Origin of the sequence: Caballeronia mineralivorans PML1(12), from assembly GCF_001028175.1 — a bacterium.
Taxonomy (GTDB): domain Bacteria; phylum Pseudomonadota; class Gammaproteobacteria; order Burkholderiales; family Burkholderiaceae; genus Caballeronia; species Caballeronia mineralivorans.
In genome coordinates this window covers 19256-32956 of the sequence record NZ_AEJF01000134.1, presented here as the reverse complement: position 1 = coordinate 32956, position 13701 = coordinate 19256, and the positions used below count along the sequence as shown (strand labels likewise).

General features: G+C 61.3%; 10 protein-coding genes. 5 read left to right on the top strand and 5 right to left on the bottom strand.

Annotated features, from left to right (window positions below):
* Positions 1–19: 19 nt before the first annotated feature.
* Entirely contained in the window at positions 20–1369 is a 1350-nt protein-coding gene (locus tag EOS_RS21660) for an NCS2 family permease (protein ID WP_047848783.1), read from the bottom strand.
* A 93-nt stretch (positions 1370–1462) separates the two neighbouring features.
* Between EOS_RS21660 and EOS_RS21655 the strand changes: the two genes are divergently transcribed.
* Entirely contained in the window at positions 1463–2371 is a 909-nt protein-coding gene (locus EOS_RS21655; protein WP_047848751.1) for a LysR family transcriptional regulator, read from the top strand.
* 19 nt (positions 2372–2390) lie between these two features.
* On the opposite strand, the gene EOS_RS21650 is transcribed toward EOS_RS21655, so the two are convergent.
* The 3 genes from EOS_RS21650 to EOS_RS21640 all read right to left on the bottom strand — a co-directional run bounded on the left by EOS_RS21650 (position 2391) and on the right by EOS_RS21640 (position 5635).
* Positions 2391–3434, bottom strand: a complete 1044-nt coding sequence (locus tag EOS_RS21650; RefSeq protein WP_047848750.1) for a nucleoside hydrolase — start codon at positions 3432–3434, stop codon at positions 2391–2393.
* Positions 3435–3436: 2 nt separating this feature from the next.
* Positions 3437–4546 (bottom strand): porin, encoded by a 1110-nt coding sequence (locus tag EOS_RS21645; RefSeq protein WP_047848749.1) that lies wholly within the window; start codon positions 4544–4546, stop codon positions 3437–3439.
* A gap of 192 nt (positions 4547–4738) precedes the next feature.
* On the bottom strand, positions 4739–5635 hold the full coding sequence (locus EOS_RS21640; protein ID WP_047848748.1) for an AraC family transcriptional regulator: 897 nt from the start codon (positions 5633–5635) through the stop codon (positions 4739–4741).
* A gap of 166 nt (positions 5636–5801) precedes the next feature.
* On the opposite strand from EOS_RS21640, the gene EOS_RS21635 reads away from it, so the two are divergent.
* Positions 5802–6884 carry an aldo/keto reductase gene (locus tag EOS_RS21635; RefSeq protein ID WP_047848747.1) on the top strand — a complete coding sequence of 361 codons (1083 nt, stop codon included), beginning with the start codon at positions 5802–5804 and terminating at the stop codon, positions 6882–6884.
* Between the two features lie 42 nt (positions 6885–6926).
* Here EOS_RS21635 and EOS_RS21630 read toward each other — a convergent pair whose 3' ends face one another.
* Positions 6927–7691 carry a GntR family transcriptional regulator gene (locus EOS_RS21630; protein ID WP_047848746.1) on the bottom strand — a complete coding sequence of 255 codons (765 nt, stop codon included), beginning with the start codon at positions 7689–7691 and terminating at the stop codon, positions 6927–6929.
* A gap of 157 nt (positions 7692–7848) precedes the next feature.
* Between EOS_RS21630 and EOS_RS21625 the strand changes: the two genes are divergently transcribed.
* The 3 genes from EOS_RS21625 (at position 7849) to EOS_RS21615 (ending at position 13665) form a co-directional block, all read left to right on the top strand.
* Positions 7849–9069 carry a pyridoxal-phosphate-dependent aminotransferase family protein gene (locus EOS_RS21625; protein ID WP_047848745.1) on the top strand — a complete coding sequence of 407 codons (1221 nt, stop codon included), beginning with the start codon at positions 7849–7851 and terminating at the stop codon, positions 9067–9069.
* A gap of 75 nt (positions 9070–9144) precedes the next feature.
* Entirely contained in the window at positions 9145–12165 is a 3021-nt protein-coding gene (locus tag EOS_RS21620; protein ID WP_047848744.1) for an FAD-binding and (Fe-S)-binding domain-containing protein, read from the top strand.
* Between the two features lie 198 nt (positions 12166–12363).
* Complete coding sequence (locus EOS_RS21615) at positions 12364–13665, top strand: MFS transporter (RefSeq protein ID WP_047848782.1); 1302 nt, start codon at positions 12364–12366, stop codon at positions 13663–13665.
* Positions 13666–13701 lie beyond the last annotated feature (36 nt).

Below are 13701 nucleotides of genomic sequence, written 5' to 3'. Positions count from 1 at the left end.
TACTTGCGGTAGTGCAAAATTAATGATGTTTTACAACGGTCCAGAAGTAATAACCCAGCGGAATCGCCAGCACAACAAGACCCCAGGGGACTTCTTTAAAGCGCCCGGCAAGCAGCTTCACGATCACGAAACACAACAGGCCGCCTGCAATGCCCGTGCCGAAACTATTCGACATCAGCGTGAGCAGGACCATGGAGAGGACCGGGAAAGCGTCCGTGAAATCATCGAAATGCGCGTGGCGGATCGTGCTGAACATCGACAGGCCGATCAGGATCAGCGCCGGCGCTGTGGCTTCCTTCGGGATCGCGAGCGCGACGGGCACGAACAGCAGCATCAACGCAAACATGGCTGCGGCGGCCAACGACGAGAGACCGCTGCGGCCGCCAGCTTCCACGCCCGCCGCCGATTCGACCAGCGCCGTGAGCGCCGGAATACCGAACACGGGGCCAAGCGTCGCCGCGATCGAATCGACGAGGAACGGCCGGTTGATATTCGGCAGGTTGGCGTTTTCATCGAGGAGATTGGCTTTGGCGCCGACCGCGAGCGTCGTGCCGAGGGTCGAGAAAAACTCGGCGGCGAAGAACACGAACAGATAAGGAATCGCAGCAACGGTCAGCGCGCCCGGGATATCGAGCTTGAACGCAACGGGCATGATGTCGTGCGGCAAGGAGATCATCGATGACGGCAGATGCGTGACGCCAAGCGGTACACCTGCAGCCGCTGCGATCAGGATCGCCCAGAGAATCGCACCGGGAACACGGCGCCCTTGCAGCACAACAGCCGCTGCCAATCCGATCAACGCGACGATGGTGCCGGGCCGCGAAAAATCGCCGAGCGCAAGAGAGTTGGTCTTCGCATTGGCGATCACCATGCCTGCGTTGCGGAATCCGAGCACCGCGATAAAGAGCCCGATGGACGCGCCCAATCCCAGCTTGATCTGCGCCGGAATCAGCCGCACGACGAGACTGCGCGCGCCGACCAGCGTGAGGATCAGGAACAGCACGCCCGAGATGAACGCGATGCCAAGACCCGTCTGCCACGCCACATGTTCGGTTGCAGCCAGCGTCACGCCAAGGATCACGGACCCCCCAATTCCCGGCCCGACGATAAATGGCAGATTCGTATAAAGCCCCATGAAAATGGTGCTCAAAACGAAAACGATGATGGTCGACGTGGTGGCCGCGCCCCGATCCATACCACCCGTTGCAAGCAGCGAAGGAATCACGACGAGGAGATAGGCCGCCGCCAAAAACGACGTAATACCCGCAAGCGTCTCGATGCGCACGCTGGTATTGCGCGCGCTCAATGCAAAGCGGCGATCCAGCCAGCCGCTTGATGTTTTTGCTGCGGTCAGGTCGGGAGATGACATCGAAGATTCCTTGTTCACTATTAATTTCCTTTGCCCGGCCAGGCTTGCACGCGCTTTATACTGCGGCGCATCTGTCTCAAGCGGTGGCGCTCAATGTCCGATCGTTCGTCCCTCTTGCCTGCGCTGACGCTGCGGCAAGTGCAGTACTTCGTTGCGCTCGCGCACGCGCGCAGCTTTACGCAGGCGGCGCAATCGCTCTCGCTGACGCAACCCGCCCTGACCGCCGCGATCCGGCAGATCGAGTTCCTGCTCGGCGGTCCCCTGTTCGCGCGTTCCGCCCACCGTCTGACACTGACCGCTGCCGGAGCCAGCATACTGCCGCTCGCCGAACGCCTGCTCAATCACGCGCGCGGCACTTTCGACGACATGGCCAGCACCTTCGCCGAACGTCTGCAGACGGTGCGTATCGCGATGATTCCATCGGTGGCGGGACGCCTGCTGCCGGTGTTGAACGCCTTCCGCGAACAACGGTCCTCGCTGCGTTTCACGCTTACCGACTTGCCGAATACGGCGCTTATCGACGCTGTTCGCGACGGGGTGGCGGATATCGGTATCGGCGTGCATGAGCCGGAAGCAAACCACGAGGCCTTGCGCTTCAAGGACATTTTTGAAGACGAGATCGTGGTGGTCCTGCGACGCGACGATCCACTCGCCAAGCGCAAGACGCTGCCGTGGGCGAAGCTCGTTGGCCGCGATCTCGCTGTATTCGTGCGCGGCAGCGTGAGCGACGCTCTGAATCGTACGAGTGGCGATGAAAACCTGCGCCTCTCGGTGGCGTACCGGATGGAATACTCTGAACCGCTCTACGCGCTGGCGCGCAACGGACTCGCGATTGCGGTGCTGCCGAGCCTCTACACGCTGCATTTGCACGATCCCGAACTGGTAGCCCTGCGTCTCGACAAACCGCGCGTCACGCGTGCCATCGCGTTGATCTCGTTGGTCGGCGAGGATCGCGGTCCGCATGTGAAAGCGTGCTGGGACTATATCGCCGCGCACATTTGAGACATTGGTAAACGGCGGTTTAGGGCAGCGTAGCAATGCTCGCCCGTAACGCGGCGTAGAACGCATCGGCATCGACCTCGGTGATCCAGGTTGCGTTCGGCGCACGGCCGCTGTGACCGCTCCAGTCGACCACCGTCTCGCCCAGCGTCCATTGCCCGGTTGTTTCCACCACAACATTGACCTGGCGCCCCTTGAACAACGTCGGGTCGACGAGATAACCGGCTGCGGCGGGGTCGTACATCGGCGCTTCTTCTACGCCGCGGCGGCCCTTCTGATACTTGACCTCGGCCGCCATGATGTCCGCGACGATCGCGCCGCAGCGGTTGCCGATGGCGCGTATTGGCGCAATGCGCGCGGGCGTGATGGACGCTTTCACGGCGACATCGCGCGGCAGCACGATGATCGGCACGCCGCTCGCGAACACGATGCTGGCCGCTTCAGGATCGACGTAGATGTTGAATTCGGCGGCCGGCGTGATGTTGCCGCGCTCGAAGAACGCACCCCCCATCATGACGATTTCGCGCAAGCCTTCGCGGATCTCCGGCGCTTCGGTCAGCGCGGTGGCAAGGTTCGTCAGCGGTCCGGTCGCACAGATCGTCACGCTATGGGGCGCGACTGCTTTCAAGGTTTCGATGAGATACGCCACGCCATGTTGGGCGCCAAGCGGCGCCAGCGGCTCGTGCAACTCCACGCCTTCAAGGCCCGTCTTGCCATGCACGTTCGCAGCGGTGATCAGCGGGCGCATCAGTGGACGCGGACAGCCTGCGTACACCGGCAACGTCTTCGTTTGACCCGCCCAGTCGCGAATGATGCGGGCGTTGCGTTCTGTCAGATTCAGCGGCACGTTGCCCGCAACGGCCACCAGCGCGCGCACGTCCAGCCGGTCTCGAGCGCCGAGCGCAAACAGGATGGCGATGGCGTCGTCCTGGCCCGGATCGCAGTCGAAGATCACCGTGCGGCGTTCGTTCGCAGCCTGCGCCAACGGGTTGAAAAGCGCACCGGCAGTCAGCGCCGCCGATGCCTTGAGAAACGTACGGCGAGGGAAACGAGAAGTCTGGCTCATGATCAGAATACGTGGCGCATGCCGATGGTGGCGACCAGTTGGCGCGTGGTCGTCGAACGGGCGAACGCGAAGATCTGCGCATGCTGGGCGTCGCCGGCGGCTTGCTGGCCGATCACCGTCAACGCTACGTCCGTGCGCTTCGAGAGGAAATAGTCTGCCTGCAAGTTCACCTGATGCCACTTCGGGCTCTGGTTGATCACGTCGTATTTGCCGTCCGTGTAGCCGTATGCAGCACCGAGGAATAGCGATGGGGTCATCGTGTAGACCACGTTTAGGCCGAAATTCTGCAAATGCAGGTGGGAGTTGTCGAGGTAATCGTAGTGGACATCGGTGAAGAGCGCGGCGAACTGCGCCCGGCCAATAGTGTAGAAACCGCCGGTGCCGGCAATGCGCTGTTTGCTCGCGAACACGGACGGCGTGGTCGCGCTCTTTGCAAAGATCAGCAGCGACGAAGCGTAGTCGTTCGAGATCGCACCGTCCTGATTCGTGCTGCTGTACGGGTGGTTGTACTGGGCGTAGACCGCGCTCCACTTGAGCGGGCCGTGCTCATAACCGATCCCGAAGCTGTACGCGCTATTGTTGCTGAAGCCGGTCGCGTTGCTGAAGCCGTATATGGCGGTCGCCTTCAGCCCGCGATAATCCGGGCTCACGTACTTGACAGAATTCTGGATGCGGATGTCGTTATAACCGTTGTCGTTATCGCCGATATTCACGCCGTTGCTCGCGATGATCACCGGGCCGATGTAATCGTGGATCGCATCGTATTGGCGGCCGAGTGTCAGCGTGCCGTAGGTTTTATCCGCAAGACCGACGTATGCCTGGCGGCCGAATTCGCGGCCGTTCTGCGAGGCCGTGCCGGTCATGAGGTTGAAGCCGTTTTCAAGCTGGAACACCGCGCTCAGGCCACCGCCCAGGTCTTCTCGTCCCTTCAAGCCCCAACGGGGATTCTGGTTCGTGCCGCTAAGCGCCTGATAGGCGTTGTGACCGCCCTGGTTAGTCGCGAAGCCGACGCCGCCTGAAATCAGGCCGTAAAGGGTGACACTGCTCTGTGCATACGACGAAGCCGTGAAGGCGCCGAGCACCGCGAGGGGAGCAAGCTTGAGTAGTTTCATGGTGGTCCGGTGGCGAGTGGATGTTTTTATCGCGCTCGTTTTTAATTGCTTGGCGCGTTGTGACTGCATCGGACTGTACAAAGCTGAAAACCATAAAAATAATTGTGTTTTCTTATAAACCCATCAAATGGATTTATACAAGGGTTCACGCTCAGGGAATTCGCAAGCGAGGGGGAGTCAAGCGCTGAACGCTCAGGCGATGCCTTGCTCCAGCATCGGCTCGGTCCGTAAGCGCGCCGCGTCTCGTCCCGGCGGCGCGCCGAACAGGCGGCTGTATTCGCGGCTGAACTGCGACGGGCTTTCGTAGCCCACCTCGAATCCCACCGCGGCAACATCCCCTGAACTCAGGAGCCGGGCGCGCGCTTCCTGCAGGCGTATGCGCTTCTGATATTGAAGCGGACTCATCGAAGTAACTGCACGGAAATGCCGATGAAACGACGAAACGCTCATGCCCGCCAGCCGGGCGAGTTCTTCGGTCGCGAGCGTCTCGGCATAGTGGCTGCGGATCCAGCGGATGGCATGGCTGACTTGCGATAACCGGCTGTCCGCCAGCCCGATCTGCCGCACGATGGCACCTTGTTCGCCCGCGAGCAGCCGCCACAGGATTTCGCGCTCGATCATGGGCGCGAGCACGGCAATGTCCTCGAGACGATCCAGCAGACGAAGCAGACGTACGACCGGATCGAGCAATTCGGGCGAGGCGTTACTGATGCCCAGACCCAGGGGCTCGATCACGGCCCGGTCACTGGTCGCAGTCTCCAGCAGCAGCGTGGCGATGTTCGCCGGCTTCAGCACCAGCCCCATTGCCAAAAAGGGTTCGCTGGCGCTAGCCTGAACCACGTGGCCGGTGATCGGCAGGTCGACGGACACCACCAGGTATTGACCCGCGCGGTACTCGAAAATCTTGTCGTTCAGCACGGTGCGCTTGGTGCCTTGGGCGACCACGCCAAGCGCGGGTTCGTACACATGATGGATCGGCTCGGTGGTGGCGTTGGAGGCTACTACCGCGACGCCCGGCAGCGCCTCGACCATCATGTTGGCGCGGGCGTGGCGGGTGATCAATGAGCGAAGTTCGGCGAGATGGTCCATCTTTCTACGGTAAGGGACGAACGCGCGAGACGCAAGGCTGGAACGCATGATTCGCTCAACATTGGCAGGATTGTGCAAGAACTTGCGAGCCTTGATCTACCGTAGGCCAAGCGCACGGTGGTCTCATTGATGTCAGGCGAACCCGTCAATTTTCAGGAGAAACATCATGCCGCTGGATTCCTACGTCACCCTCGGCCGCTCCGGCCTTCGTGTCAGCCCGTTTTGTCTCGGCACCATGACCTTCGGCGAAGACTGGGGCTGGGGCTCGAGCCCCGCTGAGGCAGAAACCATCCTCGCCGAGTATCTCGATCGGGGCGGCAATTTCCTGGATACCGCCAACATCTACACCGTCGGCCATTCCGAAAAGATCATCGGCGACTTCTTCGCGCGGCAAAAAGGCCGCCGGGATCGCACGGTCATCGCCACGAAGTTTTTCGGCAATCTGTATCGTGGGGATCCGAACGGCGGCGGCGCCGGGCGCAAGGCTATCGTCGAACAATGTGAACAATCGCTGCGCCGACTGCAGACGGATTACATCGACTTGTACTGGATGCACAACTGGGATCGCACCGCGCCCATTGAAGAGACGATGCGCGCAATGGACGATCTCGTGAGCGCCGGGAAAGTGCGTTATCTGGGGTTCTCCGACGCACCCGCGTGGAAGGTCGCACAGGCGCAGGTCATCGCGCAGTTCCGCGGCTGGACGCCGTTGATCGCGATGCAGGTCGAATACTCCCTGCTGCAGCGGACCGTGGAGGGCGAACTCACGCCCATGGCGCAAGAGCTTGGTATCGGTGTGATGCCGTGGAGTCCTCTGAAGAACGGGTGGTTGTCGGGCAAATACAGCCGTGACAACGTCAGGACCGTGACGTCCGATCGCGGTTCTCTCGTCGGCTTGCCGGGCGAGAGGGATTTTCAGGTCATCGACGCGCTGACCGCTGTCGCCAAGGAAGCGAATGCCAGTCCGGCGGCGGTGGCGCTTGCGTGGGTGCAAAGCCGTCCGGGCGTGAGCTCGACGATTATCGGTGCGCGCCGGATCGATCAGCTTCGGGCCAATCTTGCTGCGCTCGAGCTCAAGCTGACAGAGGCGCAGATCGCGGCGCTCGACGAGGCATCGAAGCCGGCTCTCAACTTCCCCGCCGATATCAACAGGGACCTTTCGCCAAGCTTTGCGTTTGCAGGCGCGACTGTCGACGGTCAGCGGACGGCGGTCTTGCCCTTGCTGCCCGAAAACATGGTTCGATACTGAAGACTGGTGAGCAACGGCGCCGGAGATTAAGCCCCGGCGCGATCAACCAGGTGGCGGATCATCCACCGTTCCGCCTTCCGAGCGCGGCCGCAGCGTCGTCATGGTCCTTTCCGCCAGCACCGCATCGCGCTTTGACAGCAAATGGCCGCGCAGGATCGCCGCCATCCGCTTGCCGTCGCGCGCTTCCAGCGCTTCGATCATCGCTTCGTGATCGCGGATCGCACTGTCCCACTTCACCGTCTGGAAGTTGGACCGGAACCGTAACGCCTGCAGCCGCCGGTTCACCGCGATATAGGTCTGCCTTAAAGCTGAATTCCGCGCGGCGTCGTTGATCTTGTCGTGAATGGCCTGATTGCGGCTGTAGTACCCCGACAGATCGTTCTGCTCGCGGCATGCAAGCATGGCGTAATGCAGTGCCTTGATCTCGCTAAGTTCGGCGGGCGTCATCCGTTCACACGCGAGTTCGCCCGAAAACGCTTCCAGCCCGCTCATCAATTCGAAGGTCTCGCGAATCTCCGCCTCGCTCATCTGCGACACCGACGCGCCGCGATTCGGCAGGATATCGATCAGGCCCTCGGCTGCCAGCACCTTCAGCGCCTCACGCAGCGGCGTGCGCGAAATGCCGAGCGTCTCGCACAACGTACGTTCGTTGAGCTTCATGCCCGGCGCGAGCAACCCCTCGACAATGAAATTGCGAAGGTGATCGACCACCGTGTCGTGCAGCCGTTGCCGCTCGACTTTCGGAAGCATGGTCGGGATCTGCGCAATCTGTGCGATCTCCGCACCAGGCAGGTGATCATTTTGCATTCAAAACCTCGAATCATTCTGTTGACGCGATTTTACCGTACGACCCTCACAAAATAGGAGGGACGGGTTTTCACCTAAGCAAAACACGCATTTAACGCTTTGAGTCGTCGCAACGCTGCGCTAAAGTATTTTGCATGCAAAATTCAAAGGACGCATCATGTTGAAGCTCGACTTCCATCCCGCTGGTCGCCATTTCCTGCAGATTCCGGGTCCGAGCCCGGTGCCCGACCGCATCCTGCGGGCAATGAGTTACCCGACAATCGACCATCGCGGGCCGGAATTCGGTGCGTTGGGGCTGAAGGTCCTGGATGGCATCAAGGCGATCTTCAAGACGGCGCAGCCGGTGATTATCTATCCGTCCTCGGGCACGGGCGCGTGGGAAGCGGCGCTTTGCAACACGCTGAGCCCTGGCGACACCGTGCTGATGTTCGAGACCGGTCACTTCGCGACGCTCTGGAAAAAGATGGCCGAAAACCTCGGGCTGAAGCCGGAATTCCTGGGCCTCCCGGGCATCGAGGGATGGCGGCGCGGTGTGCAGGCGGACATGATCGAAGCCCGTTTGCGTGAAGACACGCAGCACACGATCAAGGCGGTCTGCGTGGTGCATAACGAAACCTCGACTGGCGTCACGTCGGATATCGCAGCGGTGCGCCGCGCGATCGATGCGGCGGGGCATCCGGCGCTTTTTCTCGTCGATACGATTTCCGGCCTTGCGTCCGCGGATTACCGGCATGACGAATGGGGCGTCGATGTCACCGTGTCCGGCTCGCAAAAAGGCTTGATGCTGCCGCCGGGGATCAGCTTCAACGCGGTCTCGCAGAAGGCGCTGAAGACGAGCAAGGATGCGAAGCTGCCGCGCGCGTTCTGGGCGTGGGACGAGATCATCGAGATGAACAAGAGCGGGTACTGGCCGTACACGCCGAACACCAATTTGTTGTACGGCTTGTCGGAAGCACTCGAGATGATCGGCGACGAAGGCCTCGATCAAGTGTTCGCTCGCCATCAACGGTTGGCCGCGGCTTGCCGGGCGGCTGTTAACGCGTGGGGACTCGAAATTCAATGCGCCGACCCAGCCGTGTATTCGCCGGTGCTGACGGGCGTGATGACGCCTGAGGGTGTGGACGCGGACGCGATCCGCAAGACCATCTACGAGACATTCGATATGTCGCTCGGCACCGGTCTCGGCAAGCTCAAAGGCCGCATGTTCCGCATCGGGCACTTGGGAGACTGCAACGACCTCACGCTGATGGCCACCCTCACAGGATGCGAAATGGGCCTCAAGTTGTCGGGCGTGAAGCTCGCCGGCAGCGGTGTCCTCGCGGCGATGGACTACTTGACGAGCCACACGGCAGCGCCGGTGTTAAGAGCGGCGGCGTGACGCGAAGCGGGACCTGCAGCAAGCTTGATCGCTCCTGCTTGATCGCTCCTATAAATCAACCGCGCGCAGACGCCGATGCTGACTAAATCTTCCGAAGCACTCGTCCAGCCCATCCACCTGATGCCGGCTTCGGCGCGTGCCACGCTGTCGCCGCTGGCTACGCGTCTGCGCCGCGAGTTGAAGGGCGATGTGCTGTTCGACCGTGCGGCGCGTGGACGCTACGCGACGGATGCATCGATCTACCAGATCATGCCGCTGGGCGCAGTTGTGCCGAAGGATCAGGCCGACTTGCTGCTCGCTCTGGAGATTGCACGCGACGCCGGCGTGCCCGTGCTTGCACGCGGTGCGGGGACGAGCCAGTGCGGGCAGACGATTGGCGAGGCGCTGGTTATCGATACAAGCAAGTGGCTCAACAACATCGTCCACTTCGACCGTGAAGCGCGCACGGTGACGGTGGAGCCGGGCGTGGTGCTCGATCATCTGAACGCGTGGCTGAAACCGCATGGCTTGTGGTTTCCCGTCGATGTCTCGACCAGCGCGCAATGCACGATCGGCGGCATGGCGGGCAACAACTCGTGCGGTTCGCGGTCAATGGAATACGGGATCATGGTCCATAACGTGGACTCGATCGACGCCGTGTTGGCCGATGGTCATCAAGCTACATTCGCCGCATTGCACGCAATGTCATCCGACCCCCGCACACGCTTGCTGGTGGAAGGCGTGCAGCGCATCGCACAACGTGAACGCGACGAAATCCGCGAGCAGGTGCCGAAGGTGCTGCGGCGTGTTGCAGGCTACAACATCGATCTCTTCGATTGCCAAAGCCCCTTGCCCTTCAGCGCCGACGGCGAACCGAATCTCGCGCAGTTGCTGGTGGGCTCCGAAGGCACGCTCGCATTCAGCCGGCAACTCACGCTGAAGCTGTGGCCGTTGCCTGAGCACAAGACGCTCGGCGTCGTGAACTTCCCGACGTTCTACGACGCAATGGACATGACGCAGCACATCGTCAAGCTGGGACCGGTTGCGGTCGAACTGGTCGACCGCACGATGATCGATCTGTCGATGTCCAATCCCGCGTTCCGTCCGGTGATCGAACAGGCGCTCGTTGGTCAACCGCAAGCCGTGTTGCTGGTCGAATTCGCCGGTGCTGACAAGGCCGTGCAAGTCGCGAAGCTCGCGCAACTCGTGGAGCTGATGGGCGATCTCGGTTTGCCCGGTTCGGTGGTCGAGATGCCCGATGCCGCGCAACAAAAAGCGTTGTGGGAAGTGCGCAAGGCTGGCCTCAACATCATGATGAGCATGAAGGGCGACGGCAAGCCAGTATCGTTCATCGAAGATTGCGCCGTGCCGCTCGAACATCTGGCGCAGTACACCACGCGTCTTACCGAGGTCTTCCACAAGCACCATACCGAAGGCACCTGGTACGCACACGCGAGCGTCGGGACGCTGCACGTGCGGCCGATTCTCGATATGCGTCGCACGGGCGCGCAGAAGATGCGGGCGATTGCGGAAGAAGCATCGGCATTGGTGCGCGAATACAAGGGCGCTTATTCGGGTGAACACGGCGATGGCTTGTGTCGCGGCGAATGGGTTGCGTGGCAATACGGACCGCGCATCAACGCTGCGTTCCGCGAGATCAAGACGCTGTTCGATCCCGAGAATCGCATGAGTCCGGATCGCATCGTGAATCCGCCGAAGATGGACGACGCGACGAACTTTCGTTTCCCGCCGAGCTACCGCGAGCGTGAGTTAAAGACGCAACTCGACTGGTCGCGATGGAACGTGACACGCGATCCGTTGACCGGAGTAGAGACCGCGCCGGGAACGGGCAACGATCGCACCCGCGGTCTCGCGAAGGCCGTCGAGATGTGCAACAACAACGGCCATTGCCGCAAGTTCGATGCAGGCACGATGTGCCCGAGCTATCGCATCACCAAGGACGAACAGCATGTCACGCGAGGCCGCGCGAATACGCTGCGGCTCGCGATCAGCGGACAACTCGGCGAAGACGGCCTTGCGAGCCAGGACGTGAAGGACGTGCTGGACCTCTGCGTCTCGTGCAAGGGCTGCAAGCGCGATTGCCCGACCGGCGTCGATATGGCGAAGATCAAGATCGAAGCGCGTGCGGCGTGGACTGCGAGGAACGGCCTGCGCATGCGTGACCGGCTGGTCGCATTCCTGCCGCGTTACGCACCGTATGCGAGCCGCGTGCCGTCGTTGCTCGGATCGGTGGAACGTTTGCCGCGCTTCGCGGGCTGGTTGAAAACGCGCCTTGGCCTTGCGCCGCAGCGCTCGTTTCCGCGCTTCCTGAAGTCGTTTTTATCGACGGCCGCGCAGCCCTCATCACCCAACCCGGTTGACAAGGAAGTGCTGCTTTTCGTCGATACCTTCAACAACTACGTGGAACCCGACAACGCCCGCGCCGCTCAGCGCGTGCTGGAAGCGGCCGGTTACACGGTTTATTTTAATGTGAAGGCGGGCGAACGGCCGCTATGTTGCGGACGCACGTTCCTGTCGGCGGGACGGGTCGACGAAGCGAAGGCCGAAGCGCGCCGCACGCTGGACACGCTGCGGCCTTACTTGGAACGCGGTGTGCCCATCGTCGGGCTCGAACCCTCGTGCCTGCTTTCTTTCCGCGATGAATTCCTCGACTACGGTTATGGCGACGAAGCCCGCAAGCTCTCGCAATCCTCGTTCTTGTTCGAAGAGTTCCTGGTTCGCGAGAAAGAAGCGGGACGGCTGAAGCTTTCCTTGAAACCCCTCGTTCAGCCGAAGGCGCTGGTTCACGGCCATTGCCATCAAAAAGCCTTCGATGTGTTTCGTCCCGTGCAGGCCGTGCTCGGCTGGATCCCCCAACTCGATGTGTCGGTGGTCGAATCGTCGTGTTGCGGCATGGCCGGAAGCTTCGGTTATGAAGCCGAGCACTACGAAGCATCGAAGGCGATGGCGGAGTTGTCGCTGCTGCCGGCCGTACGCCGGGCGCAGGACGCCGTGATCGTCGCTGACGGCACGAGTTGCCGTCATCAGATAGCCGACGGCACGAACACGAAGGCGCTGCATGTCGCCCAGGTATTGGCATCGGCGCTAAAAGATTAGCGACGCGCAGGGATTCACATAAACAGCGGATGGGCTCACGTTCCGCGAACAGGAGACAAGCATGGCACGACCGCGCAGACCCAGGATTCGACACATCTCTTTAACGCCCATTCAGTAAAGCCTTATCGACGTTTCAGATGCAGTTCGCTTTAGGCGCCCGTGGGCGTCGTGATGAAGCACGCACTAATCAAGGAGACGATGATGTTCCGTCGAGCTACGACGCGCGTTCTGTTGTTGCTGTGCGCAATGTATTTCATTACCTATGTCGACCGTGTCAACGTCAGTACCGCCGCCTCGCAGTTCGGCGCGGAACTGCACTTGTCGCATACGGAGATCGGCTTTGTTTTTTCGGCGTTTGCCTATCCGTATCTCGTGTTCCAGATTATTGGCGGATGGGTGGGCGACCGGTTCGGGCCGCGACGGACGCTCACCGTCTGCGCTGTGATCTGGGCGGCAGCCACGGTGATGACCGGGCTGGCCGGCGGGTTCGTATCGCTGATCATCGCGCGCTTGTTGCTCGGGCTGGGCGAAGGGGCAACGTTCCCCACCGCTACCCGCGCCATGTCGAACTGGATGCCCGCCGATAAGCGCGGTTTCGCGCAAGGGACCACACATGCCGCATCGCGCATCGGTAACGCCGTGGCGCCGCCGTTGATCGTCTGGTTGATGATTGCCACGAGCTGGCGTGGTGCTTTTATCGTGACGGGGGTTATCAGCTTTTTGTGGGCGGTTGTGTGGATCTTCTATTTCCGCGATAACCCGCGCGAGCATAAGAGCATTACCGCCGACGAGTGCGCCACGCTTTCGTCGTTCTCCGGAGTCAAGCAGCGCGTGCCCGTGCCGTGGCGTGCACTGCTGGGACGGATGGCCCCCGTGACCGCCGTGTACTTCTGCTACGGCTGGGTGCTGTGGCTCTTCCTTGGCTGGATTCCGCAGTACTTTCTCCACAACTATCACATGGAGTTAGGGAAGTCGGCGTTGTTCGCTTCGGGTGTTTTCTTTGCCGGCGTGCTTGGCGACTGGCTCGGCGGATCAGTGACAGATCGCATCCTGCGGCGCAGCGGGAACATCCGCCTGGCTCGCAATGTGATGGTCGGTGTCTGCATGTTCCTGACGCTGCTTTCGCTTGCGCCCATCATGCTGGTTTCCAACATGTCGATCACCTTGGCCGCGGCGTGCCTGAGCGGTGGGTTCTTCTTCAACGAGATGACAATCGGACCGATGTGGGCCGTGCCTATGGACATCGCGCCGAAACACGCGGGCACCGCTAGCGGAATCATGAATTCGGGTTCTGCGCTCGCCGCGATTATTAGCCCGGTTGTCGGCGGGTTCCTGATCGACCGGACCGGGAACTGGAATCTGCCTTTCACGGTGTCCATGATCTTGATGGTTGTCGGGATTGTGCTTTCGTTCACCATGCGGCCAGACCGGGCGCTGGATGACGTTGCTGCCGGTGCTGAAGGAAAGAAGGGCGCGGAGCCGGAGCGGAAGTTTGTTTAGAAGCTTGTTTAGAAGCGCGATCGCGCCGGAAGCGGT

Excerpts from the sequence above, each read along its gene's own strand:
- EOS_RS21660 (WP_047848783.1), bottom strand. The coding sequence starts at position 1,369 with ATGTCATCTCCCGACCTGACCGCAGCAAAAACATCAAGCGGCTGGCTG.
- EOS_RS21655 (WP_047848751.1), top strand. The coding sequence starts at position 1,463 with ATGTCCGATCGTTCGTCCCTCTTGCCTGCGCTGACGCTGCGGCAAGTG.
- EOS_RS21650 (WP_047848750.1), bottom strand. The coding sequence starts at position 3,434 with ATGAGCCAGACTTCTCGTTTCCCTCGCCGTACGTTTCTCAAGGCATCG.
- EOS_RS21645 (WP_047848749.1), bottom strand. The coding sequence starts at position 4,546 with ATGAAACTACTCAAGCTTGCTCCCCTCGCGGTGCTCGGCGCCTTCACG.
- EOS_RS21640 (WP_047848748.1), bottom strand. The coding sequence starts at position 5,635 with ATGGACCATCTCGCCGAACTTCGCTCATTGATCACCCGCCACGCCCGC.
- EOS_RS21635 (WP_047848747.1), top strand. The coding sequence starts at position 5,802 with ATGCCGCTGGATTCCTACGTCACCCTCGGCCGCTCCGGCCTTCGTGTC.
- EOS_RS21630 (WP_047848746.1), bottom strand. The coding sequence starts at position 7,691 with ATGCAAAATGATCACCTGCCTGGTGCGGAGATCGCACAGATTGCGCAG.
- EOS_RS21625 (WP_047848745.1), top strand. The coding sequence starts at position 7,849 with ATGTTGAAGCTCGACTTCCATCCCGCTGGTCGCCATTTCCTGCAGATT.
- EOS_RS21620 (WP_047848744.1), top strand. The coding sequence starts at position 9,145 with ATGCTGACTAAATCTTCCGAAGCACTCGTCCAGCCCATCCACCTGATG.
- EOS_RS21615 (WP_047848782.1), top strand. The coding sequence starts at position 12,364 with ATGATGTTCCGTCGAGCTACGACGCGCGTTCTGTTGTTGCTGTGCGCA.